This is a genomic window from Rhodospirillum sp. A1_3_36 (assembly GCF_047263945.1).
Classification (GTDB): domain Bacteria; phylum Pseudomonadota; class Alphaproteobacteria; order Rhodospirillales; family Rhodospirillaceae; genus Rhodospirillum.
Genome location: NZ_JBLAVB010000005.1, coordinates 49,035 through 75,630, shown reverse-complemented (window position 1 = coordinate 75,630; position 26,596 = coordinate 49,035). Strand labels below are relative to the sequence as shown.

Sequence of the window (26,596 nt, the reverse complement as noted above, 5' to 3'; positions counted from 1 at the left end):
CAAGCTGGCCCCGGGTCACTCTGATTCTTTAAATTTTAGAGGCGCTTCGAGATCAACTTGGGCTAAGACTTGGCCCAAGTTGATCTCGGAGCACTCTCGGGCTCACAAAGGGTGGGCGACGGGTGCCGCGAGGTGGAGGTCGTCGGCGTCCCTGTTCGGACGTCTTCCGATCCAGGTGGTCAGTCCCAGTTGGCCGCCGGATCCCAGAACCGTCGGGGGGACATCGGCGGCGCGCAGGACCAGGTTCGCCTCCCAGTCCAAGGTGTCGCCGACGACGTTGCGAATGATGGCGGTCAGGCGCTTGTGACTTTGGCCACCGGGCAGGAGACGGGTATAGTCGGCGAGCGATAGGGGGCCGATACGGATCCGGAACTTGGCCTGACGGGACCAGACCTTCTCGCCCAGGCTGGCGTTGCTTCCCAGCGTGGCGCCGCCCAGGGTGCCCCGGTCGTGCGGTTCCAGATGGAGCCAGCTTCCCACGAAGCTCTCGATGGAGATCTCGGCGCGGAGGAAGCGGGCGAGGATGGCGCGAAGCCCGGCCTCGCTCCGGGGCGCCGCTGCCAGCAGACCGGCGAAATGGCGCTTGGCGACGTCGGGCATGGCGTCCCGATCCTCGAATTCCTTTCCCGCCACCCCGGCGAGCGCATCCAGCTTGGCGCCGAAGGGGTCGTCATCGGGGCGGTCGAAGGAGGGCGCAGGTTCTCCCGTGGTCCAGGCGCGGTAGAACAGCGACATCATCCTGTGGTGGAAGACATCGGCGAAGGCCGTCAGGGTTGGGTCGCGGTGGTTCCGCTGGCGGTCCCGGGCGTATTCCGTCAGGTGCAGCGGCAGGGCCCCATGGGGGCCGAACAGGCCGAAAACCTGCTGGGTCAGTGTCTTGTGGCCGCTGCGTGGATCCTTGGCGAAGGCGGTGATCGCCGAAGTTGGGAAGGCCAGTTCCGGGGCCTGAGCCAGGCGCACCGGATCTTGGGACGGTCGGGTGGAGCGTCCCAGTCGGGGATGATCGGCGTGGGCCGCCTCGATGATCCGAAGGGCCTGGAAGATGTGATGTTGGCGCGGGCTGTTCTCGAGAGCCTGGAGGTGGCTCAGATCAGAACCCGTCGCCCGCTTTTCGCTGGCCATCGCGCGATGTCCCCTCGGAGTTGGGAGTGAATGACGGTTTCGGTGAAGCTGTTCAGCGCCACGTATTTGGCGAAAAAGGCTTCCAGGACGGCACCCAGCGGATAGCAGCCGGTCCCTTCGAAGAAGCTTTCGTCGAAGCCCACCCGCAGTTCCAGGCCCCGCACAGCGGTCGACAGGACGCCATCGGCCATGCGCCGCACGATGGGGCGGGAGGTGACGGAGACCAGGCCTTCCACCTGTTTGGCCAGGACGGCGTCGCCCTGGGGGGCGTAGAGGCCGATCAACTCCCTCAGGGCAGCGGCGCCGGTGCCGCGATCGGCGTCGGTGATGGACAGGTAATTGAGACTGAGATGGCTGATCAATTGCCAGGCGCGATTGCCCTCGGCCAGTCCTTGACGGGGGCGGGTGGGGGGGACGATGGCGCGGATCTCGGAGACGGGGCCGCCTTCGGGCAGGGTGAAATCCGTCTCTCCGCCGCCGATGGGGATCAGCAGGGGCAGATCCCGGTTGGTGCACAGTGCGGTGACCGCGAGTTGTTTGATCGTGGCGGGGTAAGGGGCCTCGTTTCGATCGCTGAGGGACAGGTGAATCTCCGTGCCGAGATAGGACGTTCGTCCGCCCTTCAGGCGCTGCTTCTCCGACCGTTGTCGCAAGCGGCGGCGGACGCTGTAGTAGGCGTTTCGGGTCTCGCCGAAGGGGGTGAAGTCCTGGGCGCTGTAGAAGGGGTGGAAGGCAATATCGTCCGCCCCGTCCTCGCCGATGCCGATGACCTCCTCCAACTGACAGATCTCGTAGTCCAGCGGCGCGGTGCGGTCCACGGTCACATGGTGGTCGACGGCGGTTGCGGCCACGGGAACGCGGTCACAGCGCTTGCGGAACAGGTTCACCGCTGGCACGGCGTGCAGGTCGAAACTGTGTGTGCCAACGGATTTCAGAGCCGCATATTCCTCCGACAGCAGGATATAGATATCCAGGTCGTTGCCCGCCGCGCGTCGCACGGCCGGTCCCAGACCGGCCAGATCGATGAAGAAGAAGCGCTGGGGCATGGCGAAGTATTCCTGGAGCAGGCGATACCCTTCGAAGGACTGGCCGGGGACGGGCAACAGTGCTTCCTCCGGCTCGAAGCCGCGCGGGTGAATCCCCTTGCCCAGCCTTTCCGACCAGTCCTCACGGCGGTTGGTGGAGCGTCCGGCGAGGCCGACGGACCGGCTCAGGATTGCTTCGTACAGGCGCCAGGGCTCGGCGCCGGTGCCGGATAGGTGAACCGTCAGACGGTCGAGCGACAGGTCGTTGATCGGTCCACCGCCGGACCGGCGCAGACGAAGGCGCAGGGCGGCCTTGGCGGGTGTGTTTCCGACCAATCCGGCGGAAACCAGTTCGTTTCGCCCTTCCAGGTATTCCGCCTCCGCCAGCTCGATGGGCCAAAGGGTGAGATCCTGGGACGTCGTGAACTGGCAGGCGGTCTGTTCGCCGTCCAACAGGCGGCTTCGCAGGGTCGAGCCCCGGGGCAGGGTGAAGCCGTCGTCGATCCCCCCCTGGGCGGAATCCGGTGTCACATGGGCGATGGTCATGGAGGGCGTCGGCGCCAGGAAATGCGGGTAGACAATTTCCAGCAGGTTTTGAGTAAAGACCGGATATTGAAGGTCAAGTTCGAGTTGGACGCGTGCAGAGAGGAAGGCGAAGCCCTCAAGCATGCGCTCCACGTAAGGGTCCTGTACGTCGAGTTGCTTCATGCCCAGGCGCGAGGCGATCTTGGGGTAGGCCTCGGCGAACTCGGCGCCCATTTCACGGACGAAACCCAGCTCTTCCTCGTAAAACTTGAGTAGTCGCGTGTCCATGTCCGTTGGCCCTATCGGTTCACGGTGATCGCGCCCGTGGTCACGTCGAGCGCGGTGCGGAGGTAAAAGTCGACGGGCACGGGGTCGGCCCAGAGCTCGCCGCGGATATCGAAGGAGATGAGCGTGCCCGTGCTCGCCTCGTCGGCTCGTATGGTGACCTCAAGCGTGCCGGGCAGGATACGGGGCTCGAAGGTCTCGATGGCGCTGTGGATCGACCGCTGGATCGCCAGCACCCGACTGCGGGTGCGGATCGAGCCGGACAGACCGGGGAGGCCATAGTTCACCACAGATCGGGCCACGTGGGGATAGAACTCCAGGTCGTGTTCCGTCTCGATGTTGGCAGTGTTCAGCAGCCAGGAGAGGTCCCTTTGGACAATCTCCCTTAGGTGGGCCAGATCGATGGTCCGGCTGGCGGCGCTGTCCGTTCCATTGTCGGGGGCATTGTCGGTCAACCGGTCGAGGAGGGACGGCTGGAGCCGCTCGGCAAGCAGACGGTCGGTCATGGCTGGGCAACCCGTCGTTCGGTGCGCTCCGGTGTGATGGAGGGCGGTTCGGGCGCCGCCAGTGGCAGGCGCCCGGAGGGAAGGACGTTCCGGTCCTATTTGACTTCGTAGATCGCCTTGTTGAGGACGCGGCTCCACTTGGTTTCGCCCTTGTTACCAGGTGCCTTCTGCATGGTTCCCTTGGCGGATTGCATGGAGTACTCGATCTTGATGGCGCCGTACTGGAAGACGATTTCCTCTTCCAGGACGTCGTCGCCATCCGCCCCGCTCCAACTGAAGTCCTGGACCATCAGGAGTTTGAAGTGGAACATCATGAAGGTCTTGCCGGACCCTCCGGAGCCACCGCCGGAGCGACGCAATTCAATGAAGGCCTCGTCGAAGTGCGTGCCCATGCAGAGGTTTTCAAAGATGGCGCAAGAGGCGGTGTCGGTCCGCTTGGTGATCTTGAATTCCTTGAAGGTGGCCTTGCCCGCACCGGCACCGCCGGTGTCGGAACCGATATTGATGGTGTTCTCGGCGCCGAAGTCGAAACTACGGAGCTCGAAGGCGCCCTTCTTCTTCATTGCGTCGTCTTGGGTCTCGCCGGAGATCTTGGACGAGTCGTTGAAGTACATGAAAGCGTCAAAGGCCATGGTGGAAGTCCTTTAGCGGCAGCGTTTGAAACAAAGGTTGGGGAGACAGGGGGACAAGGAGGGCGCGGCGCGATGGTCCGCCCGGCCTCGACCCGCTAGAGGAAAACTGGATCAGCTTGAGTCGAGCCGATCCAGTTTTCCTCATTCCGCTCTAGTTTTGGCCCCTCTGAGAGGGCAGCTTGGAGACGAGGCGAAGGGAAACGGAGAGCCCTTCGAGCTGATAGTGCGGACGGAGGAAGAACTTCGAGGTGTAGTAGCCGGGGTTCCCCTCGACCTCCTCGACGACCACTTCGGCGGCGGCCAGGGGGTGACGGGCCTTGACCTCCTCGGGGGAGGTGTTCGCGTTATAGTCCACGTAGGTGTTGATCCAGTTTTGCAGCCATTCCTGCATCTCGTCGCGTTCCCGGAAAGAGCCGACCTTGTCGCGGACGATGCATTTCAGGTAGTGGGCGAAGCGGCAGGTCGCGAAAAGATAGGGGAGGCGCGCGGCCAGATTGGCGTTCGCCGTGGCGTCCGGGTCGTCGTATTCGGCGGGCTTCTGCAGGGACTGGGCTCCGATGAAGGCCGCCATGTTGGAATTCTTGCGATGAATGAGCGGCATCATGCCGTTTTTCGCCAACTCCGCTTCCCGCCGGTCGGAAATGGCGATTTCGGTCGGGCATTTCATGTCGACCCCGCCGTCGTCGGTGGGGAAGGTATGGGTCGGCAGTTCGTCGACGATGCCACCGGATTCCACGCCGCGGATGCGGGTGCACCAGCCATATTCCTTGAAGGACCGCGTGATGTTGCGCGCCATGCCGTAGGCGGCGTTGACCCAGCAGTACCGGTCGGATCCGGCCCCTTCGGTGTTTTCCTCGAAGGCGAATTCCTCCACCGGGTCGGTCTTCTCGCCATAGGGGTGACGACCCAGGAAGCGGGGCATGGCCAGACCGAGATAGCGGCTGTCCTCGCTCTCCCGCAGGGCGCGCCAGGCGGCGTACTCGGGGGTCTGGAAGATCTTGGTCAGGTCGCGGGGATTGGCCAGTTCCGACCAACTGTCCATTTGGAAGAGAGAGGGATCGGCGCCGGTGATGAAGGGCGCATGGGCGGCCGCAGCCACCTTGGACATTTCGCTCAGCAGTTCCACGTCGCGGGGGCTGTGGTCGAAGTGGTAGTCACCCACCAGGCAACCGTAGGGCTCGCCGCCGAACTGGCCGTATTCCTCTTCGTAAAGTTTCTTGAAGATCGGGGACTGGTCCCAGGCCGTGCCTTTGAACTTGCGCAGGGTCTTGGACAGATCCTTTTTCGAAATGTTGAGGACGCGGATCTTCAGCATTTCGTCGGTTTCGGTGTTGTTCACCAGGAAATGCAGACCGCGCCAGGCGCTTTCAGTCTTCTGGAAGTCGGCGTGGTGCAGGATTTCGTTGACCTGCTCGGTCAGCTTGCGGTCGATTTCGGCGATGATGCCTTCGATCGAGCGCAGGGCGTCGTCCGACACCAGGGTGGCGTTGTCCAGAACCTGTTCGGCCAGGGTCCGGACCGCCTCCTCGACGGCACTCCGGGCCTGATCCGACTTGGGCCGGAACTCCTTCTGGAGCAGCGCGGCGAATTCGCTGGACTGGAACAGGGAGTCGCCCGTGGCGGCGACGGCCTCTGCGGCCTGGGGGGTGGTATCGGCCATGGCTTATTCCTCGGTCTCGGAGGTCTTCTGGGGGGTGGAGGCCAGGGCGCGCAGCAGGCCGGGGTCTTGGATGATCTGGGCAATCAGGTTTTCCGCGCCGGTTTTTCCGTCCATGTAGGTGGTCAAGTTCGAAAGCTGGGTGCGCGCCTCAAGCAGCTTTCTCAGCGGTTCCACCTTTTTGGCGATGGCTGCGGGGGAGAAATCCTCCAGGCTCTCAAAGGTCAGGTCGACCGCCAGATTGCCCTCGTTGGTCAGGGTGTTGGGTACGGTGAAGGCGGCGCGCGGCTTCATGGATTTCATGCGTTCGTCAAAGTTGTCGACGTCGATTTCCAGGAACTTGCGGTCGGCCACGGAGGGAAGCGGTTCCTCGGACTTACCGGACAGGTCGGACATCACGCCCATGACGAACGGAAGTTCGACTTTCTTCTCGGCGCCGTAGAGCTCCACGTCGTATTCGATTTGGACGCGTGGCGCGCGGTTTCGTGCCACGAATTTTTGACTGCTACTGGCCATGGTTCAGTTCCTGTTTTTGTCAGAAAGCCGGTGTTTCGTCTGGCTGTAAGTGTCGCGGGTTAGGGAAAAGGTTCAGGGGGACGGCGATTTTTCGGGCGGGGGGCGCATTAATCGTCCTCGTCTTCCGAAAAGCCGCCGATCAGCGCCACGTTCTCGATGCCCAGGGGGGCCATGTCCCGCATGATTGTGACGAAATCCGCCGAGACGAGGCGTCGGGCACGGGTCAGCAACAGGGGGATCGGACTGGAGGGCTCGTATCGGGCGTAGTAATCGGTAATGTGGTCGATTGCCTTTTTCACGTCGTCCGGTGAAGTGATCGGACCAATGGCCGTTGGCTTTGTCGCAGCTCGGCCAGAGGATACGATGGGTGCTTCCTCGGCGGTGCTGGTCGCCTCCGGGGCTTCCGCGTCGCCCGCCGGGGCCCCGTTGTCCAGATGGGCGGAAAAACGTCTCTTGATGTCGTACAGCATCTTCTCCAGCGGGGTCAGGTCGGGGGCGTCGGACCCAATGTGATCATCGAGGATCCGGGAGATTGCCTTCACGTGCTCGAGGCAGGCGTCGACGGCGCGGGCATTGGTGGCAAGGTCCTCCGGATCCGTGTCCTGGAAGGCTGCGGAGATGGTTTGTTGGGACGGGGGGGCTTCCATATCCGCAGGAAGGCTGGTTTCGCCCTCGGCGACGAGCAGGTCGCGCAGGGAGAAGCGGCCGAAGGCTCGACTTTCCACGAGTGGGGTGACGCGCAGGGCCGCCAGAACCGTCTCCCGGTCGGTCAAGCCCAGGACCGTATTGACCCGCATGGTCGGATCATTGTCGTCTTCCGCGTCCAATTGGGGATGAACGCTGTCCCAGTAGTCCTCCAAGGAGCGCCGCGCGTAGTTCAGTGTTTCTTCGAAGGCGGCCAATCCCTCACTTCGCAAAGCCGCGTTGGCGAGGATCACGGTAATGCGGAGATCCCGGGTCCGGCCAAGCAGGGTGATGGCCGCCTTCGTTACGGCGGCGTAATCCGGCTCCTCCGCCGGAATCACCGAGTTGCCGACCACCCGCTCCTCGCCCGGTTGGCTGGCAAGTTCCAACTCCGTGAACTCTGGATCGTATTCCATATCGGGGCCGCTCGGCTCCTCCTCGTCGAGGGGGCGCGACAGATCATCCAAGTCCAGCATGGTTTGGTCCTTTCAGGTGCGGCGTTGACTCAAGAGCATCGAGCGGAAAAGTGGGCACCGGTTTTCCGCTCCCCTCGATGCTCTAAACATCTGATCTAGAGCGGAATGAGGAAAACTGTGTGCGGTTTTCCGTCTCATTCCGCTCTAACTATATGATTTAGATCACGTTTATGAAATCAGGTCGGACAGACCTGATTTCATAAACGTGATCTAGGGGCAGCGCATCAGGGCGACGTGCGCTTCACAGCGCGCAGGAAGTCCTGGCGGTCGTGATCGTCCGGGATGTGCGCGGCCAGGGTTTGGACAAGGGCATCGGCGCTGGCCGCCGTCTTGGCTTCCCGTCCGGCCAGGACACGGGCGATCGGACCGAGGTGGGGGGTCAGAAGGTCCGCCAAGGTTCGGATGGTGTCCTCCGGTATTCCCGAAGCAGAGACTTGCGAGACCTGGGACCTGTCTCCCGCGAACGCCCGTTCGATGGCCGTGCGCAGACCATCCCGGTCCGTGCCGTCGGCGATTTCCTCGAGCACCGCCTCGATCAGGTCTTCCGGACTGCTGGCACGGGCTGCGGCGCGTCGGACGATGATCTTGCCCATGGGGCCGATGTGACTCATCAGCTGTTTCTCGACCGTGTTCAGGGTCTGGGCGCTCATCCGCTCGATCATGGTGCCCGCGCCGCTTCCCCCGGGTTCTTGTGCCTGGGGGCGGGCGTTGGGCACCAGATTGACCAGACCGGTGTGATCGGCGGAGGGTAGCACGGCGACCAAGGCCGCGCGCATGTCCTGGGCATTGGGGTAGCGATTCACCGCCTCGATGCTCATGGCCTTGGCCACGACCGCGTCGATTTCGGTGGACAGCGAGGGCACGATCTCGCTGGGGTTGGCGATCTGGCCGTCGCGCAGGGCGGTGAACAGGGCCTCCACACCGCCCCCCTTATAGGGCTTTCGACCGGTGAGCAATTCGTACAGGACGACCCCGCAAGCGTAGATGTCGGCCCGGGCATCCACCTCCTGTCCGGTTAGCTGCTCGGGTGCCATGTAGGCAGGGGTTCCGATCATGCCCGCGCCCGTGGCGTCCATGGTGGTGAAGCGGGCCACTCCGAAGTCGGTCAGCTTGACCGTACCATCTTCTGCGAGCATGACGTTCGCCGGTTTCAGGTCGCGGTGGACGATGCCGACGCCATGGATGCAGTGCAGCCCCGCCAGGATCTGGGAGACGATGGCATGGATCTCCTCCGTTGGCAGGGCCTTGCCATCGACCAGGCGGTCCTCAAGCGTGATTGAGCGAACCCGCTCCATGACCAGATAGGGCAGGCCGTCTTCCTGGAGGAAGTCGAAGACCGTGACCAGATTGGGATGGAGCACCCGCCCCGCTGCCCGGGCCTCCCGGGCGAACCGTTCGAGCCAGTCCTGGCTTTCGGAGGCGCTGATCAGATGCTTATGGATTGTCTTGATCGCCACGGGCCGATCAATGTCCGGATCCCGGCCCGCGTAGACCAGTCCCATGGCACCCTCTCCGAGGATCCCCTCGATCCGGTATTTGCCGATGGTTTTCCGACCCGGGCCACGCTTGGGGGCGATGACCGTCTCGTCAGACATCGATCATGCTCATGGCGCGTTCCAGGCTGCGCCGCATCAGGTTGAGGGAGGTCGCAAGCGAGCTGATTTCGTCCTTGCCGGGTTTGCTGTATTCCGGGACTGAGAAGTCGCCGAGACTGACCTTGCGGGCCGTTTCCGAGATGAGGCGGACCGGACGCAGAACAATCCTGCTCAACAACAGGTTGGTCATGATGAAAACCAGCAGGAAGATGACGGCGAAGCCCGCGATCAGGACTGCGACGGTCTCCATGGCCCGCTTGTTGGCGACGGACATGGGGGCGGAGATGACCTGGGCGCCGATGGTTTCGCCCAATCGCCAACCGAACCCATTGTCCGGACCATAGAGGTCGACCATGGTTGGGGGAGCAGCTTCCGGCGTGGAATGGCAGGCCAGACAGCCTTGCTGCGTGATGGTGATCGGAAAGGCGACGGTCAGGAAGCGGCCCTCGTCCGTATCGACGACCTTGGTGACCTTCTCGAGAGACGGATCGTCCCGGAATTGCCCGATCATCTCCGCTTCGAACGCATTGGGCCTGTCGGCGGGGTTGGTCGGGTCCAGGACGGCTTCCTTGTAGCCGAACTCCGGAAACTGCTTCTGGAAAGTGTCGAAGATCGTTCGCGTGGCGAAGGAGACGACGCTTTCGGGCAGGAACAGGATGTCGTTGTCGTCGGACAGCAGGGGCGTGATGTTATCGACCGTGTAGGAACGCACGGCCAGTGCGTTCCCATGGATCAGATCAATGGACTGATGAATGTCCTCGACCGCGGATTTTCGCACGACCACATAAGATAGGGTGGTGGCGCCGACCATGCCCAGCAGGCAGGCCAGCAGCAGGACGATATTGTATTTCAGGCGGAGGCCCATTGGTCCAGGTCCTTCTGTCACGCGCGTTTCTCTTGGTTCAGAGTGTTGATTGTTGCGCGCGATTAGAGAGATGTCGAAAGCGGGGGTCAGGAAGCAAGGTCGAGCAATTGCCGACGGGTCAGAACGCCGGTTCCCTCCTCGGACCGCTTGACCTGAAAAGCCTTGATGGCGGCCCGGGTCTGGGGGCCGAAGATGCCGTCGACCAGCCCCTGGTAAAATCCGAGCCCCCGGAGCGCTCGCTGAATGGACCGTTTGGCGGCCCGGGATAGGGAGCGCTCGAGGAGAGCCAGTTCCTCCGGTGCTGCCTGGGCGCCCTGATCCAGGGTGTCGGACGTTTGGTCCGAGGCGGGAACCGCCTGGGCGATCACGATGGAGTCGGGCTCCGGGGCGGCATCGGCGCTTTTGTTGATCAGAATCGGGTTCGGTGGAAAGTTGGAGATTGTCACCCGGGTATCTCTGGCCATTCGGCGAAGGATGTCGCCAAGGTCGCCCGACCCGCCCTTGGTCTGTCCTTGCAGCGCCGAGAGAATGGGGATGAAAGAGTCCGGCGCCGCGACCAGGATCGGGCTGCTTCCCGGGATGGGGTCCGGGGCCCGTTTGGTCGTGCTCAGTCCTGGAGGCAAGGTCTGGGAAGGCGGCTCGACGATGATCACAACGGCGCCGCCCTGTTTTGCCTGCGCGGCGGATCGGGAAAACGCCTGGACCGGAATCCCTTGGGTGAACAGATCCGTGGCCTGTTCGAGCGCGACGTTGGCTGGCAATACGAAGGAGCGGCCGTCGAAATCGACCACTGAAAGATCAAGGAAGACGAAAGTGGCGCGGGAGTCCTCTGCTTCCCGGGAGAAGCGGATCAGGATGGACCGGAGCTCCGCGTTGCTCGGGTCATTCGACCGCAGGGTCTCCAGTCCCATGAGGTGCAGGCGAGCCTGGATGGCGTCGGCGCGTCGGGCGCCGTCGCCCTCGGATATGACCAGCGCCACGACACGGTCCGATTGGGCAACCGCAGGCAGCGCTCCCATCGTGATCCCGAGGAGCAGCAAAGCCAGGCGCGTGATCGTCTTTGTTCCCATTTTCCCAAGCCTCTTTTCCGAACCCATGGCCTTCGCCCGGTGGGGGAGCCATGACCGTTCCGTCGGGTATGTGCCCGGCAACGGCGATCGGGTTCATGGTCGTGGAAAAAATCCGATGCACGCGCGTGGCGAGAAACGCTCCCCGGCGTGTCTCGGTGGGGTTACGGCGGGATGCCCGGGGCTGCGAATAGGATCTCCGGACCGGCCATAAGGGTTTTAGCCGTGCTTCCAAGGTCGACGTCTTCCCTGGCGATCGCGGTGTACACGCCGGAGCCCGAGGATCCATTGACAAGGGTCAGGCCGCGTGCGGTCAGGATGGCTTCCAGACGCGCGAGCGGGATGCCCGGGGCTGGCTGGAAGCGTATGACGGCTCCGGCATCCAGGGATGGGTCGGTGAGGGTATGGAAGTCGTTTTCCGGAGGATCGAGGAACGCCACTATGAGAAGACTGGCGGCGACAATGGCACCGGACAGGATCCGGCCCCTGTACCGTGTTTTACCGCATTGGTGCTTCGGAAGCCGATGGACCTTATGCCGCTGTCGATTCCGGGGGCGCGCGGACGGGCTGGAGAGGCGATGGGATGGGATTGGTTCGAAGGGATTCCGGCTGGCTATCCATTGGGCCAGATCCTGTTGCCGTGCCAATTCCAGCCTGCATGTGGAGCAAGTCTGAAGATGTCGTCGTACAAGCTCCGCTTCGTTTGGCGGCAGGGTTTTCGTGATATACCAGGGAATGAGTTCCCATACGATGTCGTGGTCGTCCCGTGACATCGATTTCCACCATTGATGCAACGGCTTTCTCCAAGACCCTTTCGGGTCATGCCGGTTCCCAGGATTTGGCGTTTTCAGCATTTTCTTGCTGTTCACGCTTCATGTGTTCGGGAAAGCGGAGAAAAGGTTCATTCCCCGCGACACCAAGGGTGAAAATGGCCGAGAGTGGGACTGGATCAGCTTGCGTCAAGCGGACTCCGTTTCCCTCTTCTCCCATAAATTTTGGAGTCCTTCTGGAGGATAGGAGAAAACCGTCTTCTGGATCGGAAAAACCCGGAACCGGTCACTCGGGTTCGGTTCGCGTGAACCAGTCCTGGAAGGTCGAGACAACGTGGTTCCTTGGCGTGAGCCCGTTCAGGGAAGCGACCCGTACATCGCCGGGAGCGTAGCCGTATCGGTTCTGGAATTGCCTATAGAACGAGGACAGGTTGGTGAAGCCGTGCTGGTAGGCGATCGTGCTGATCAGGTCCTTACCCGTCCCCTTGACCAATGCTGCATGGCATTTTTCCAGACGTTGCTGCGTGATGTATTTCATGACGCCGCCATTTCGTTCGAACAGGTAGTAGAGGTGGCGGCGGGATATTTTCAGACTGGCGCAGATGCCATTCGGCGTCAGGCGCGGGGATGTCAGGTTTTTGTCGATAAATCGTCGGACCATGCTGTACTGGGCCGCCGCGATTGGGGCGGCGGCGTCTCCAAACGCTTCTGTGGTGCCCCGGAACGTGGCACCGAGCAGGGTCACGAAAGCGTCATTCACCGTGTTGGCTTCCGCGAGGGTCAGGCGATCGGCTTGACGCTCCACGGTCGTGATAAACTCGGCGAGGATGCATGCCATGGGATCGGATATCGCGCTTTGGTAGGCACTGTCGAGTTGATGGGCGATGTTCGGTACTTTTTCGCGCGAGAAGAAGAGAGCGGTCGCCGCCACATTGGTCATTTCCGTCCGAAAGGGTTTGGCGAGGGATTTCAAGTGGGGTTCGCCAATGCGGCCCTGGAACTCTCCGTCCGCGCTGGTGTAGCGGATGGATCCCCGCCTGGGGATGGTCAGGAACAAGCAATCCGGATCGAATGTCGCATGATGCAAGAATTCGAGTGTCGGCGTGTGAAAGACCATCAGATTCAAGACCCCCGTGTCGACGACTTGCATGGCGGCGTCGAACCCTTTGTCCATGTCGGGGGTTCGTTTAATGTCTGAGAGGTTGGCGACGAATTGGCTCCAGGCGTCGAACTGTTCGGGCGCCTCGAAGGCGCGGGTCGAAAAGCGCAGTCGCGGAAGACGCAGCGTGTCGACGGACGGTTGCGTTTGCTCGGTCATGTGGTTCTGCCCAGATCCAATTGCATTGGCGAGACCCTTTGTCGGTCGTGATTCGTCTCCCGGATGACAGGCGATGGGAAGTGCCCGGGGTGGAAGACATGATCCGGCCCACGAGGGGCAGACGATGCGAAAATGCCTGTCGTCCCTTGATCGATTAGCGTCTTCGCCCAGACCGCATTGGCCCAAGGGGCATGAAAGCAATCGATTGAATTCCAAGCTTTTAGCTCGAATTAAACGCAATCAACGCAAGATGGAATAAAGAATGGTTTGTTCCATATCCCGGGTGGGTCATGCTTCTGGTTCGTTCCGTCTGATTGTCTTCCTTTCTCTGCACGGAATGGGAAAAATTTGCACGGAGTGGGAAGGGATGTGTGGGAGGACTGTAGGAATATCCTGATACATTTGCTTACTAACGATGGGCGAACGACAGGTCAAGGCTGGTTCGATGTTCTCCAGAAACGATGAAAACCAAAGGTGACGATGGTTTTGTGCCATTTCTTCTAATGCGGGAAACTCGTGGTTTTTTCGTTTCTATTCACGCTCGCTCACCTGAGGGAAAGTTCAAAAAGAGAACGTCTGATTGAGACACCTCCTTGTCGTTCCTCGACGTGAAGTGTCGTGGGCATTACGCTGGGTTTTTGCAATGTACGTTTTTAACGCACGCGCGGGGTCCTCCAAGGGAATGGGGGGCGAGTCGGATGAACGGCTGCTGGCCGCCGTCGCTCGTGGCGACCGGGAAGCCTTCGAGCATATTCATCGCCGCTACTTGCCAAGACTTCGGTGTTTCGCCTTGCGTTTGGCGGACGACCCTCAAGACTGCGAGGAAATCGTCACGGCTTCGCTGCTGAATGTCTGGCGGATGGCGTATCGCTTCCATGGAGGTTCGAAGGCTTCCGTATGGATCTTCGGCATCGTTTACCGATTTTGGCTCGACTACCAGAGACGGCAAGAGGCCACCCGGAAAGAAGGCCTGTGCGGTGCGGAGGATGTCCTTGACGGATCCGAAAGGATGGGGGGGGATTTTAGGGGGAAAGGTCTTGACGACGTATTACGGCAGTTGGCTCCCGAAACGCGTGTGGTTTTCGAGCTGACGTATTGTGATGGCTATCATTATACGGAAATTGCCGAGATTCTCGGATGTTCCGAGGAAACGGTCAAGGCGCGTATGGTGGCGGTACGGCGGATGTTGGACCGATTTCCGCTTTGACCTAGGGTCTGTGGACAATAGTGTTGTGTGCGGTCGTTATTTGTGATTCACCTCCCTTTTGGGGAGGGAAGCATGCGTTCGGAGCGATTTATCTTAAGCGATGCCCAATGGGCCCTCAGTGAACCGCACATTCCCGGAACGTCTCGGACGCGCGGGGTTTCGGGGCGGGATAATCGTCTTTTTCTCGAAGCTGTCTTGTGGCGGGTCCGTGTTGGCGCGCCTTGGCGAGATTTGCCGCCAAGTTTTGGCAACTGGAACAGTATCTTTCGACGCTTCCGGCGCTGGGCGGAAGACGGTGTTTTCGAACGGATTTTCACCGCAGTCTCTGGTGATCCAGACTTCGAGTATGTCTTGATTGATGGAACAATCGTCAGCGTGCACCAAAAGGCAAGCGGCGCAAAAGGGGGACTCAGAATCAGGCCATTGGCCGTTCTAAAGGCGGACTGACAACCAAAATCCTGGCCCTCGTGGATGCGCTGGGCAATTTGATCCGATTTTCCCTATGGCCAGGACAGCGACATGACAGTGTTGGAGCGCCTGACTTGATTTCGGGCCTGACTTTTGGGGCTCTCCTTGCGGATAAGGCCTTTGAGAACGACGCACTCCGCAAAATTCTCAAAGATGCGGAAGCCGAGGCCGTTATCCCATCCAAACGGGATCGGAAAGTCCCGATCCCGCATGATGTCGACAAGTATCGATGGCGACACCTGGTGGAGAACTATTTCTCTAAAATCAAAGACTTCAGAGCAGTGAATACACGATATGACAAAACCGATACCAGCTTTGTCGCAACCGTAAACCTCGCGGCAACCATCATCGCCATGCGATAATTGTCCACAGACTCTAGAGCAAATCCCGAGCAATCTGGAACAGATTGCGACGGGCGGAACGCACGCCGTAGGCGTGACGATTTTCTTCAATATCAGAGGTTTAGAGCATGTTGCGTGAATCACATTTCACGCAACATGCTCTAGTATCGGTTTATACTCTGTGTCCTTGAAAATTCGGAAACCCTGCTTCGCAGTTTCTGGGCTCTGCCCAGACCTGCAAAGGGTCCCGGACCCTTTGATCCCATTGGTCAAAAAACGAATGGGGGTCCGGGGCCTCAGGCCCCGGTTGGGGGCGGGGCAAAGCCCCGCGTTTTTCAGTTTTTCAAGGAGGGTGAACACCTATCCGCTTGCTCACGCGGACTGAAACCCCTCAGCTACCGGGATTGCGTCTTGGGCATCCGGTGAACACCTATCCGGTTGCTCACGCGGACTGAAACGCCACGGCGGAGACGTTTGTATGGGCTTGTTCCTTGTTCGCCAGAAAGGCGGTGAACAGGCCGAAGGGCAGGGCGATGAAGCCCACCTGTCGCTTCCTGGTTCCTCCCCCAGGATCGCCCGGTCATGCTCCCTCGCCGCCCGGGCCGTCCGCCAATCCAGCATTTCGGCGCTTCCCTCCCGGACCAACTGAAATTCCCTGTCCAGCGCCCCCCTGTAGACCTGGGCGATCCGCAACAGCCGCCGGTACAGGCTGTCCGTGTGGGGCGCGAGCAGATCGACCCCGATGGGAGTGGCGTAGGTGATCAGCGCCAGGGCGTGGGAGGTGGCCGCCAGGGTTCTTTCGCAAAGCCAATCTCGAATACATTCGAACAGGCTTGAGCGGTGCTCCGGTACACGAGATCGACGTTCTCGATCAACCCGCCGATGTCTCCCCGCCTTGTCCCTGCTGCGGCGGACGCATGGTGGTTATCGAGGTTTTCGAGTGGGGCTCCGGCCCCTATCGGCGGCCCATCCCGGCGCCCGAAACTCTTCACGGGAGCGGACAGTCCGCTTTCAAAGAATAGCCCATAGAAGCAGACCCCGTGCCCTGCCACGATGTGCATCGTACTTTTGGGGGTGATTGTAACACTGTTGCTCTCTGGTCAGTGCCCAGGCCCCTCATGCATCACTGCGGCGCCTTGTCCTGTCTGATGCATGCGTCCGCTGAGGTCGGTCATGATGTACCAGGTTCCGCCCGCCATGATTGCCAGCAGGCTGACCGAGAACAGCACCAGCAGCAGGTCCTCCCGCGATTGTCTACTGGAGAAGCTCAGATGGAGGAAATTGCGCAGGTGCACCAGGATCTGCAGGAGCGCCGCCACGCAGATCAAGGCGATCTTCCCTGTCGTCGGCAACTCCGACAGCAGCGCGGCAAATGCGACAACGGTCAGGAGCAGGCTGACGACGAAGCCCGTGGCATAGCTTTTGACCTCACGGGCTGCGCTTTCCTGCGGGTCGAGTGCTTCGGTATTCGGCTTGGTCATGCGAGCGGCACCAGAAAGACAAATGAGAAAATTCCGACCCAGATGAGGTCGAGGAAATGCCAGAATACGCCTAGCATCGACAGGCGGACTTTCACCATGTCGTCAACGCCCCTTGTGGCGATTTGCCCGATCATGGCGAAGATCCAGAGAATGCCGGAAAAGACGTGGATGCCGTGTAGCCCCACCAACGTCCAGTAGGAACTGAGCCAGCCGCTCACCTGCGGCGTGCCTCCCTTGCCCGCCTGGGTCATGAAATCTCTCACCTCGAAGAACAGGAAGCCTGCGCCGAGCGCCGCGCATACGAGAAGCCAGGTTAGCAGTTTCCCACGTCCATGGTCGTATTTCACCGCCAGCGAGACGCCAGCATAGGCGACGCCGCCGACAAGGAGGAATGCTGTCTGGATCGCCACGCTGTTGAGGTCGAACAGCTCTTTCGGCCCCGGCCCCCCGGCCATGCCCATCGGATTGAGGTAGGACGCATAGGAGGCAAAGAGGATGCCGAAGATGATGAGATCGCTCATCAGGAATACCCAAAAACCGAATACCGTGGCTTCGGCCTGGACATCCGCCTCGTCATGCATCTCGCCGACGTTCAGTCCGGGATAGAGACTGTTCTCGCTCATCCTGCGAACTCCGAAATGTCAGGGACACCGCGATTGCGCACGGTTTCCTCATCGGCCCGGCTTGCAGGGGCAAGGTTCGCCACCTGCTGACGGAATCTGCGGTCCGCTTCCTCCACCTCCGCTGCCGGAATGATCTTTGGCTCCACCACGCGCATCCCGCGCAGCACAATAAGGCCGGGAATTGCCAGGGCACAAAAGGCCGCGAGCCACCAGATATGCCACACCATGGCGAAGCCGAGCACCGCAGAGGCTCCCGCAATCAGCAGCCCGAGCGCCGTATGGGCAGGCAATTCGATGTCCGTGTAGGTTTCAGGACCCTTCCACGGGTCACCCGCACGCTTCGTCTCTCCCCAGTCGTTGCGTTTGCTGACATGCGGGATGCGCGGGAACGTCCATTCGGGCACCGGCGCGGGGGTCGACCATTCGAGGGTCGAGCCGTTCCAGGGATCGCCCCCGGGAACGGCCAGCGCCACACGGTGGCGATAGCTGCTCCAGAAGGTCCAGCAGAGACTTGCCAGCGCACAAAGCATCAGCACGCCGCCAAACGCGGCAATATACATCCACGGCAAGAAGTCGGGGTTCTGGAAGGTGGGCGAGCGGCGCGGCATACCCATCAGGCCCAGCACGTAAAGTGGCATGAACGTGAAGACGAATCCGCCGACGAACAGAAATGCCGTCCGCCGTCCCCAAGTCTCGCTGAGCCGGAAGCCGAAGGCCTTGGGGAACCAGTAGTGGATGCCCGCCAGCATTCCGTACAGCACGCCGGGAATGATCACATTGTGGAAATGCGCAACCAGGAAGGTCGAATTGTGAACCTGGAAGTCGATGGACGGATTGGCCAGGATGATGCCCGACAACCCTCCGATGACGAACAGCAGGAAGAAGCCGGTCAGATAGACGACTGGCGCGGTGATCCGCAAGCGTCCGCGCCACAAGGTCGCCATCCAGTCGTAGATCTTCACCCCCGTTGGCACGCCGATGATCATCGTCGCGATGCCGAAAGCGATATTGACCCCCGCACTCTGCCCCATGGTGAAGAAGTGGTGCAGCCAGACGGTGAAACTAATGACCGCGATGCTCATGCTGGCGATCACCAGAGAGGTATATCCGTACAGGCGCTTGCCCGAATAGGTCGCACTGATTTCCGAAAAGACGCCGAAGGCGGGCAGGATCAGAATGTAAACCTCCGGATGGCCGAACATCCAGAAGATGTTGGCATAATTCATCAGGTTGCCGCCGGCCTCATTCGTGAAGAAATGGAAACCGGCATAGCGGTCCAGCGCCAGCATTCCACTCGACACCGTTAGCGCCGGCATGGCGTAGATCAGCATGATGGCGACGCATAGGGAGGTCCAGCAGAACAGCGGCATGTGCATCAACTGCATGCCGGGCGCGCGTTTCTTGAAGATGGTGACCGCAAAGTTCATGCCGGTCAGCGTCGATCCCATGCCCGATATCAAGATCGCCCAGATCCAATAATCGACCCCTTCGCCGGGGCTGAACCCCTTGCCGGCATAGGATGGATACATGGTCCACCCTCCAGTGCCGAACTGCCCGACCAGCAGCGAGATCATGACCAGTCCCGCACCCGACGCCGTCAGGCCAAGGCTCACCTGGTTGAGCACAGGAAAGGCCATGTCACGCGCGCCAAGCTGTTGCGGCAGGACGAAATTGATCAGCCCGGTCAGCAGGGGCATGGCGACGAAGAAGATCATGATCGTCCCATGGGTGCTGAACAGCTGGGCGAAATGGTCGGGCGCGACCAAGCCGCTCTCCGGTTGCGCCAGCGTGCCAAGCGCCGTTGCCTGGTGGCTACGGATCACGAACCCTTCGATGATGCCGCGGGCCATCATGACCAACGCGAGCACGACATACATGATGCCAATCTTTTTCGCGTCCGGCGACGTCAGCCAGTCGCGATACAGCGGCCCCCACCAGCGCATCCAGGTGAGCAAGACCACCACCGCGATGCCGCCCAGAACCATCATGCTGGCCGCCCCCGCACCCACGATCGTGCTGCTGTTCACATGCTCCAGCAGGTCCGTGTAGGGCGTGACAGTCCAGTCGAGATTGCCGAAAATCAAGTCAGTCTTCCCGCTCATTCTCCGGTTCCCGTGCTTGCGCTTTGCGGCAGCCCGGTGCCGCCCCAGCGCGCGTCGGCGGACCGGTCACCAGACCGGTGGTACTTTGCGACGATCTGTTGAAAGATCTTCCTGTCGCCCAGAGACATGAGGATCGGCTCGGGACCTTTGTCCAGCCCCAGGTCCTCGCGGGCGTCGATCAGGACGGTCTGTCGGCGCAACCTGTCATAGGTGCTTTCATCCAATGTCAAGCCGCCTGTCCCGCGCGCGAGCCATGCGGCGTAATCGGTCGGCGCAAGCGCCCGAACCGTGAATTTCTGGCGGCCGAAGCCGTTGCCATTGAACTGCGTGTTCTCGCCCTCGGCCTCGCCGGTGCGGGTGGCGGCGAAATTAAGCTTCGTCGTCATGCCCGGCATGGCGTAGATTTGCCCCACGAGCGGCGCGATCAAAAAGCTTTGCATGACGGTATCGGTTGTCAGCGTCAGTTCCACCGGTCGCCCGACAGGAACCGCGAGCTCGTCGACCGTCGCGATGCCCTCTTGCGGATAGATGAACAGCCATTTCCAGTCGAGCCCGATGACCTGCACCTGCAAGGGGTCGGGGCCCAGCCGCTCATAGGGATCGAGCTTCGCCGTGGAATACCACAGCCAGCTTGCCAGCACCGCGACCACCAGCAGCGGTACACCCCACATCGCGTATTCGAGCGGTTTCGAGAATTCCCATTCGGGTGTGTAGCCGCCGCGCGGTCTCGAATAGCGATACCGCCACAGGATCAAGGGGACCCCGACGAGAACGGGCAGGATCACAACCATCGAGATCCCGACGACCCGCAGCAGATGCGTGAATTGCTCTTCGGCGACCGGTCCCATCGGCTGAAGAAAGCTCTGTTGCAGCGTCTCGGAAGCCATTGCGACCGTTGCGGGCAGCCACGCCAGTAAGCAGCCTGCGCCTATTTTCATCCAAGACATCGAACCTGTACCCACGCGATCATTCCGGTGTCTTGGAAGAGGCCTTAGGGGGACGCGGCACTGATTGGCCAGGGACAGACCCGCGTTGATTATCGCGATCAGATGAGCTGTGACACGTGTCATCGCAGGAAGTTGTTCCTCAGCAGATCCACAACCTCTCCGGCCCTGCCATCGAGCACCGCTTTGATCCCGAACATGGCGGTGGACGCGACCTGAGACACCTCGACCTTCGGCGGCATGACGAGTTCCATCTGGTTGACGTGAACATCCAGCAAGGCGGGCCCTTCGTGCCGAAGCCAGGCATCCATGGCTGGCTCCAGCGCGTCGGCAGTTTCCACATGCCAACCGTCGAACCCGCAAGCCTCCGCCAGCTTGGCGAAATCCGGATTGTGCAGGGTGGTGAAATGATCCAGCAGTCCCTCGACACGTTGCTCCATCTCCACGAAGCCGAGGGTGTTGTTGTGGAACACCAAAAGCTTGAGCGGGATTTTCTCCTGTACCAGCGTCAGCAAATCGCCCATCAGCATGGTCAGACCGCCGTCACCGCACATGGCGATGACCTGACGGTCGGGATAGGCGAGCTTGACGCCCATCGCCTGCGGCATGCCGCTTGCCATGGTGCCGTGCAGCAGGCTGTTGAGGAAGCGCCGCTTGCCGTTGGCCTTCAGGTGCCGCAGCATCCAGACCATCGCCGTACCGACGTCAGACACGAAGATGGCGTCTTCTGCTGCCTTGCCGTCGAGCATATTGGCCACGAATTGCGGGTGGATCAGCGTGGGATCGCTTTCCTCGCCCTCTTTCACGTAGCCTTGCAAATCCTTTTCCCACTGCTTGCGCTGTGTTGCGAGGTGGGTTCCGTCCGATTTCGCCCCGACCAGCGGCAGCAGCGCGCCCATCGTCGTCTTCGCATCTCCGACAAGACCAAGGTCGATGGCCGAGCGTCGGCCCAGATGCGTGGGGTCGATATCGATCTGCACGATTTTCTTCGCTTCAGGATAGAACTGGGTGTAGGCGAAGTCGCAGCCCAGCGTGATGACGAGATCGGCATCCTCCAGCGCCTCGACGCCTGCCTGGTTGCCGAGAATACCGTTAACCCCAACGTTGTAGGGATTGTCCGGCTCAAGGAACTCCTTCGCTCGGGTCGTATGCACCATCGGCGCCTTGACTTTCTCGCAAAAGGCGATGATTTCCTCGCGTGCATCACGGGCACCGATACCGGCATAGACCGAGACTTTTCCTGCGGCATCGACCAGTTTGGCAAGCGCGGCCATCTCGCCATCGTTCGGGCGGCAGATCGGCTGCGGCCGATAGATTTCCCAGTCCATCGCGTCGTCATCGGTTTCGGTGAACATGTCCCCGTTCACGATGACGACCGCCACGCCCTTCTTCGTCAGTGCGGTTTGCGCCGCCTTTGTGACGATGCGGCGCGCCTGCGACGGGTGCGAAATGTACTCGCAAAAATGCGAGTGCTGTTCGTAAATCTTCTTCTGGTCGACTTCTTGCGGGAAATTGAAGCCGCTTTCCATGCGCGCAACACTCGAGGCAATAAGGAGCACCGGCGCACCGTTGCGATGGCTTTCGTATATCCCGTTTACAAAGTGCAGCGAGCCCGGGCCGCAAGTCCCGGCACAGACCGACAATTCGCCGGTCATGTAGGACTCTCCGCCGGCGGCAAACGCGCCGACTTCCTCATGGCGAACGCCGATCCAGCGAAGGTCGCTCTTGGCTATGGCTGTCGTGAGATGATTGATCGTATCGCCGGGAATTCCGTAGACCCGCTTCACCCCCGCCTTCTGCAGGACATCGACGACGATTTCCGCCACGTGCTTCGCCATGTTCTTCCTTTCCTTGAGAGACCGAAAACCCGCAATTTCAGTATGCGCGAGGTTTCAGCTCGTAGAGTGTGACACGATCTTACCGTCTTTCAAGACCATCGCTGTTCCGCGCGGAAGTGGTTCCCAGCCTTGGGGATCCAGCGGCACCGAGGCGATAAGATGGAGCGGCCCGGAGATCTCCTCGATACTGGCTCCGCGCGCAGTCCAGCGATGCCCGCGATGGCTGTCGTCGAAGCTTCGGATACTCAGTCCCGGTTCGCGCGGTTCGGTCAAACCGTCCTCGGTTTCGAAGCGCCGCCGGTCGGCGTGGACGAACAGGTACTCGCCATCGAAGAAGAGGAAGTTGGCACTGCCCAGTTCGCGCATTTCGGTGGCAAAGGACGCGAATACATCGAGCCGCAGGACGGCATCGTCTGATGTTACCTCGCTCAGCCGGTCGAGCAGCATCAGGAAAGCCAGTTCTGAATCCGTGTCGCCGATTCGATGCGGGATGAAGGCGCGCGCGTCCTCGCGGTCCTCGATGCCGGGCAGATCCCCATTATGGGCGAACGCATGTCTCTTGCCATACACGACGCGATCGAAGGGATGGGTGTTTGCCAGTGCAGGCGCTCCCGCCGACGCCCTGCGCACATGTGCCATCAAATGCTTGCAGGGGCGCTCATCGCGAACGACCATCCGCGACAATTCGCTGGTGGCAGCTGGTTCGGGTTCGCGAAACAGATAGGCATCGCGATCCTGCGCGAAGAGGATGCCCCATCCGTCGCGATTGCGATGCCGCTCACCTCCCTCGGCTGCAAAGAGATCAAGCTCGTAGCGGATCCTGTGCGGGACCGAAGCACTCATCGCAAACAGTTCACACACTCAATTTGCTTCCGTTCTTTAAGCCGGTTCGGTTCGCGGGCAATTTTTCGAGTCTCCAATCCGGTTGGCGTGGTTCGCTATAGGCGGTCGGCAAGTGGCCTATCATGCGACTGGCTTGAACGTATCGGGATCCGCCATGCGCCAGTATTCGGCAAAGGCGGTATCCTCCGGTTCGTGCAGCAGCTTGCCGGGTTCCACTTCGGGTACGATTTGCGACCAGGGGATCATCTCCGCATTGTTCTTCCACTGACGCAGGTGGCGCGGCGTGAAATCGTCGGGCGTTTCCAGGCCACAGGCGACAACGATGTCATGCAGGCTGTCGAGCGTCTTCGATTGGAAATTGGCCACGCGCTGAGCCTTTTCCGGGATGACGAGACCACGCTGTCGGACAGGCGAGCTGGTTGCGACCCCGGTCGGGCAGGTGCCGGTATGGCAGCGCAAGGACTGGACGCACCCCAGAGAGAACATGAAGGCGCGTGCGGCATTGCACCAATTGGCGCCAAGCGCGGCATTGATCGCGATGGATGAGCCGGAAAAAACCTTCTCCGATGCCGCCAGTTTGACCTTGGCCTTCAGACCCGTGCCGATCAGTGCATTGTTCACGTAGTAAAGGCCGACGCGCAGTGGTAGGCCGACATGGTCGGAAAGTTCGAGCGGCGCCGCGCCGGTGCCGCCACCGCCACCATCCACGACGATGAAATCGAGTGTGATTCCGCTGTCCAGCATTGCCTTGCAGATGGCGAAAATCTCGTGCGGCATGCCGACACACAGCTTGATGCCGACGGGCTTGCCGCCCGACAGATCGCGCATCTTCGCGGCGAATTCCAGCATCTCTCGTGGCGTCGAGAAAGCCGAATGACCCGGCGGCGAGAGGCAGTCCTGATTCTCGGGAACCTGCCGTGTCCTGGCAATCTCTCCGGTTACCTTGGCTGCGGGCAAGAGGCCGCCATGGCCGGGCTTGGCCCCCTGGCTCAGCTTGATTTCGGTCATCTTCACCTGATCGTGCTGAGATTTGTCGGCAAAGGCCGCAGGATCGAAATTGCCGTCCTTGTCACGGGCGCCGAAATAGCCCGACCCCAGCTCCCAGACGATATCGCCGCCGTGTTTGAGGTGGTAGGGCGATAACCCACCCTCGCCGGTGTCATGGTAGAAATCGCCGATCTTCGCGCCCATGTTGAGTGCCTCGATCGCGTGGTTGCCCAGCGCGCCGAAGCTCATCGCGCTTATGTTCAGGCGGGCGGCATTGTAGGGCTTTCTGCACTGCTCCGTACCAACTGTCACCCGCGTGCGTCTGGGCGCTGCCGGGTTGGGGTTGATTGAATGGCACAGTGCTTCGTATTCTTCGGAGTAGACGTCAAGTTCGGTGCCGAACGGGTGCGCGTCCTCGTCCTTCTTTGCACGCGAATAGACGAGCGACCGGGAAACCCGGTCGTAGGGGCGCCCTTCGAGCGGACCTTCCACGATATAGCTTCGCAGGAACGGTCGAAGGTCCTCAAACAGCCAGCGGAAGCGGGCGGTCAGCGGATAGTTGCGTCTCAAGGAATGGGTGGTCTGAACCATATCCCAAATCGCGATCAGCAAAAGCGGGATTACCAGGATCAAGCCCCAGAAAAAAGCCTTGGCCACCAGTATCCCCAGGATGACCATGGCGACTGCGAGCACAATCGGTATCACTAGGCCCAGGTTTCTTTCCAAGCCCTTGTCGGCAAACAATCCGCGCACCAGCATTTATGAGGTCCTCCATGTCTACTGAGGGTAAGGTAGAATGCCGTACCGTGTAAAGAAGAACGCGTGCCATTCCCTTGCCCTGGAAAAATAGATTGCGGTTATAATGCGCGCGGCTTGGCTTAGTCTGGAGTAATGTAATCTATAGTGGTGCGCAGGGAAGGAGATTTCCCGGTCTGCCCCTCTTTTCCGTCCCGATAATGACAGGCCACGGGGGTTGGGCTAGCATGACGGTCTGTCTTTGGCTGTTTCCAAGTCTGTCCCATGCCCTCGTCCAGTATCGTCGGACGCTATATCGTCATCACCGTCACGATCCTCGCCTTGGCCCTGGTCAGTGTCGGGATGCTCTATAACCGCTTCGCCGACGACCTCCAGGAAACCTTGGTGGGCGAGCGTCTGGCCGCCCGGGAAGCGGCCACCGCCAGCCGGATCGCGGCCTTTCTGGAAGCCCGCCAATACCAGCTCACCAAGATTTCCAACTATCCAGGACTCAACGATTTTTCCGCCGGAGGGAAAGACGAGGGCGAGGGCGGTGGCGAGGTCGACGCCCTTCTGCGCCTGGAAGCGGATGTGCCCGACCTCTACGGTATTCTCTTCTTCGGTCCGGATGGCGCGCTGCGGCGGGTGATCGCCGGGCAGGCGGCTTCCGGTCCGCCCTATTGGTCCACCCGGGATTGGAAGATCGATAACCTTCCCGTCGCCCTCCAGGACGGGATCGAGGTGATCGGCCCGGCCCTGCCCACGCCGGGGCGGTCCGGTTGGCTGCTTCTGCGCCGCCCCCTGCGCGGGGCGGGGGAAGGCAGCGTCGCCCTCCATGTGCGTCTGGCTTCTATGACCGAACAATTGGACGAGTCCAATGCCAGTCCCGTCGCCCGCATGCTGCTGGCCACGCCGGATGGTGCGCTTCTCGACGCCACGGGGCGGGTGGTCGAGGCCCGTCCGGACCTGGTCCCGGGGCCGGAGATCCTGCCCGGCTGGCGGTTGATGCGCGATATCCGGGCGGCCAATGTGCTGTCCTCCCTGCGGCTGGCCCGGGGGTGGCTCTATCTTGGCGGGGCGGGGATCACCCTGTTGGTGGTTGCCCTGTTCCTGCATCTGGGGCAAAGGGTGCGTCGCCGGGTGGATCAACTCATGGAAGGCGCCAATGCCGTCGCTGCGGGCAATCTGACCTATCGCCTGCCGCTCACCGATCACGGCGACGAAATCAGTGCCCTGTCAACGGCCTTCAACACCATGGCCGCCCGTCTGCGCGAGATGATCGATCGGACGGTGCGTACGGAGAAAATGGCGGTTCTGGGAGAATTCGCCACCGGTGTTGCCCATGAGGTCCGCAATCCCCTGGCCACCATGAAGACAACGGTGCAAAGCCTGGGCCGGGACGAGCCGGACCCGGATCGCCGGGACCTGCTGGTGGATATGGAGGCGGAGGTGGACCGTCTGAACCGCGTGGTCAACGACCTGTTGACCTACGGCCGCCCCCATGCGGCGGAACGGACCCCTGTCACCGTGCGCGACCTGCTGCGCCGAACCGTGTCCCTGCTGACCTCCGCCGCCACGGAGCGGGGGGTTGTCCTGGCCACCACCGGTGATAGCACCGCAGGGCTGCTGGTCGACGAGGATCAGGTCCAACAGGTCCTGGTCAACCTGGGCCTCAATGCCATCCAGGCCACCGAGCGGGGCGGGGCCGTGACCATTCGTTCCCGCCGCCAGGGCGGGCGGACGGTCATCGAGATCGCCGATACTGGACATGGTATTCCAGCGGATCGTCTCGCCGACATCACCAAGCCCTTCTTCACCACCAAGTCGAAGGGAACCGGACTGGGCATGACCATCAGCCAGCAGATGGTGGATGCCAACGCGGGGTACATGCGCATAGAAAGCACCCCTGGCGTCGGAACCTTGATACGCTTGAGTTTTCCCGCCGCCGAGCCGGGCCGGGACGTGTGAACACGGATGCAGAGGA

General features: G+C 61.2%; 22 protein-coding genes. 3 read left to right on the top strand and 19 right to left on the bottom strand.

Annotated elements, in window-relative coordinates; translation table 11 throughout:
• Positions 1 to 102 precede the first annotated feature (102 nt).
• From tssG to ACLIRY_RS13005, 12 genes are all read right to left on the bottom strand, one after another.
• Positions 103 to 1,122, bottom strand: coding sequence for a type VI secretion system baseplate subunit TssG (gene tssG / locus ACLIRY_RS13060; RefSeq protein ID WP_413205841.1), 1,020 nt, complete (start codon positions 1,120 to 1,122; stop codon positions 103 to 105).
• A complete protein-coding gene (tssF, locus tag ACLIRY_RS13055) occupies positions 1,086 to 2,960 on the bottom strand; it encodes a type VI secretion system baseplate subunit TssF (RefSeq protein ID WP_413205840.1) in 1,875 nt (624 codons plus the stop codon). The genes tssG and tssF overlap by 37 nt, the downstream gene beginning before the upstream one ends.
• An 11-nt stretch (positions 2,961 to 2,971) precedes the next feature.
• Positions 2,972 to 3,463, bottom strand: coding sequence for a type VI secretion system baseplate subunit TssE (gene tssE / locus ACLIRY_RS13050; RefSeq protein WP_413205839.1), 492 nt, complete (start codon positions 3,461 to 3,463; stop codon positions 2,972 to 2,974).
• 95 nt (positions 3,464 to 3,558) lie between these two features.
• Complete coding sequence (locus ACLIRY_RS13045; protein WP_413205838.1) at positions 3,559 to 4,095, bottom strand: Hcp family type VI secretion system effector; 537 nt, start codon at positions 4,093 to 4,095, stop codon at positions 3,559 to 3,561.
• Positions 4,096 to 4,246: 151 nt separating this feature from the next.
• On the bottom strand, positions 4,247 to 5,755 hold the full coding sequence (gene tssC / locus ACLIRY_RS13040; protein WP_413205837.1) for a type VI secretion system contractile sheath large subunit: 1,509 nt from the start codon (positions 5,753 to 5,755) through the stop codon (positions 4,247 to 4,249).
• A gap of 3 nt (positions 5,756 to 5,758) precedes the next feature.
• Positions 5,759 to 6,268, bottom strand: a complete 510-nt coding sequence (gene tssB, locus ACLIRY_RS13035; RefSeq protein ID WP_413205836.1) for a type VI secretion system contractile sheath small subunit — start codon at positions 6,266 to 6,268, stop codon at positions 5,759 to 5,761.
• Positions 6,269 to 6,375: 107 nt separating this feature from the next.
• Positions 6,376 to 7,428, bottom strand: a complete 1,053-nt coding sequence (gene tssA / locus ACLIRY_RS13030) for a type VI secretion system protein TssA (protein WP_413205835.1) — start codon at positions 7,426 to 7,428, stop codon at positions 6,376 to 6,378.
• A 224-nt stretch (positions 7,429 to 7,652) separates the two neighbouring features.
• Positions 7,653 to 9,023 (bottom strand): serine/threonine-protein kinase, encoded by a 1,371-nt coding sequence (locus tag ACLIRY_RS13025; protein WP_413205834.1) that lies wholly within the window; start codon positions 9,021 to 9,023, stop codon positions 7,653 to 7,655.
• Complete coding sequence (locus ACLIRY_RS13020) at positions 9,016 to 9,888, bottom strand: DUF3365 domain-containing protein (RefSeq protein WP_413205833.1); 873 nt, start codon at positions 9,886 to 9,888, stop codon at positions 9,016 to 9,018. The genes ACLIRY_RS13025 and ACLIRY_RS13020 overlap by 8 nt, the downstream gene beginning before the upstream one ends.
• Positions 9,889 to 9,974: 86 nt before the next feature.
• A complete protein-coding gene (locus ACLIRY_RS13015) occupies positions 9,975 to 10,958 on the bottom strand; it encodes a peptidoglycan-binding domain-containing protein (protein ID WP_413205832.1) in 984 nt (327 codons plus the stop codon).
• Between the two features lie 161 nt (positions 10,959 to 11,119).
• Positions 11,120 to 11,728, bottom strand: a complete 609-nt coding sequence (locus ACLIRY_RS13010; protein ID WP_413205831.1) for an anti-sigma factor family protein — start codon at positions 11,726 to 11,728, stop codon at positions 11,120 to 11,122.
• A gap of 283 nt (positions 11,729 to 12,011) precedes the next feature.
• Positions 12,012 to 13,043: a helix-turn-helix domain-containing protein gene (locus ACLIRY_RS13005; protein ID WP_413205830.1), complete on the bottom strand. Its 1,032-nt coding sequence runs from the start codon at positions 13,041 to 13,043 to the stop codon at positions 12,012 to 12,014.
• 580 nt (positions 13,044 to 13,623) lie between these two features.
• Here ACLIRY_RS13005 and ACLIRY_RS13000 point away from each other — a divergent pair.
• The gene (locus tag ACLIRY_RS13000; RefSeq protein ID WP_413205829.1) at positions 13,624 to 14,250 is read left to right on the top strand and encodes an RNA polymerase sigma factor; all 627 of its coding nucleotides are present in this window, start codon (positions 13,624 to 13,626) and stop codon (positions 14,248 to 14,250) included.
• A gap of 72 nt (positions 14,251 to 14,322) precedes the next feature.
• Positions 14,323 to 15,080, top strand: a protein-coding gene (locus tag ACLIRY_RS12995) for an IS5 family transposase (RefSeq protein WP_413205828.1) whose coding sequence is annotated in 2 segments (ribosomal slippage) — positions 14,323 to 14,659 and positions 14,659 to 15,080 — 759 coding nt in all. Because the reading frame shifts where the segments join, the coding sequence is not laid out codon by codon here.
• A gap of 1,079 nt (positions 15,081 to 16,159) precedes the next feature.
• Here ACLIRY_RS12995 and ACLIRY_RS12990 read toward each other — a convergent pair.
• From ACLIRY_RS12990 to ACLIRY_RS12960, 7 genes are all read right to left on the bottom strand, one after another.
• Positions 16,160 to 16,540: a cytochrome o ubiquinol/quinol oxidase subunit IV gene (locus ACLIRY_RS12990; RefSeq protein WP_413205827.1), complete on the bottom strand. Its 381-nt coding sequence runs from the start codon at positions 16,538 to 16,540 to the stop codon at positions 16,160 to 16,162.
• A complete protein-coding gene (locus ACLIRY_RS12985) occupies positions 16,537 to 17,163 on the bottom strand; it encodes a cytochrome c oxidase subunit 3 (protein WP_413205826.1) in 627 nt (208 codons plus the stop codon). Before ACLIRY_RS12985 ends, ACLIRY_RS12990 begins: the two co-directional genes overlap by 4 nt.
• Positions 17,160 to 19,265, bottom strand: a complete 2,106-nt coding sequence (locus ACLIRY_RS12980) for a cbb3-type cytochrome c oxidase subunit I (protein ID WP_413205825.1) — start codon at positions 19,263 to 19,265, stop codon at positions 17,160 to 17,162. Before ACLIRY_RS12980 ends, ACLIRY_RS12985 begins: the two co-directional genes overlap by 4 nt.
• Positions 19,262 to 20,152, bottom strand: coding sequence for a cytochrome c oxidase subunit II (locus ACLIRY_RS12975; protein WP_413205824.1), 891 nt, complete (start codon positions 20,150 to 20,152; stop codon positions 19,262 to 19,264). Before ACLIRY_RS12975 ends, ACLIRY_RS12980 begins: the two co-directional genes overlap by 4 nt.
• 179 nt (positions 20,153 to 20,331) lie before the next feature.
• Positions 20,332 to 22,047 carry a thiamine pyrophosphate-dependent enzyme gene (locus ACLIRY_RS12970; RefSeq protein WP_413205823.1) on the bottom strand — a complete coding sequence of 572 codons (1,716 nt, stop codon included), beginning with the start codon at positions 22,045 to 22,047 and terminating at the stop codon, positions 20,332 to 20,334.
• Between the two features lie 54 nt (positions 22,048 to 22,101).
• Entirely contained in the window at positions 22,102 to 22,908 is an 807-nt protein-coding gene (locus ACLIRY_RS12965) for a class II glutamine amidotransferase (RefSeq protein WP_413205822.1), read from the bottom strand.
• 102 nt (positions 22,909 to 23,010) lie between these two features.
• The gene (locus ACLIRY_RS12960) at positions 23,011 to 24,636 is read right to left on the bottom strand and encodes an FMN-binding glutamate synthase family protein (RefSeq protein WP_413205821.1); all 1,626 of its coding nucleotides are present in this window, start codon (positions 24,634 to 24,636) and stop codon (positions 23,011 to 23,013) included.
• A 261-nt stretch (positions 24,637 to 24,897) separates the two neighbouring features.
• On the opposite strand from ACLIRY_RS12960, the gene ACLIRY_RS12955 reads away from it, so the two are divergent.
• The gene (locus ACLIRY_RS12955; protein ID WP_413205820.1) at positions 24,898 to 26,580 is read left to right on the top strand and encodes a sensor histidine kinase; all 1,683 of its coding nucleotides are present in this window, start codon (positions 24,898 to 24,900) and stop codon (positions 26,578 to 26,580) included.
• The last annotated feature ends 16 nt before the right edge of the window (positions 26,581 to 26,596 follow it).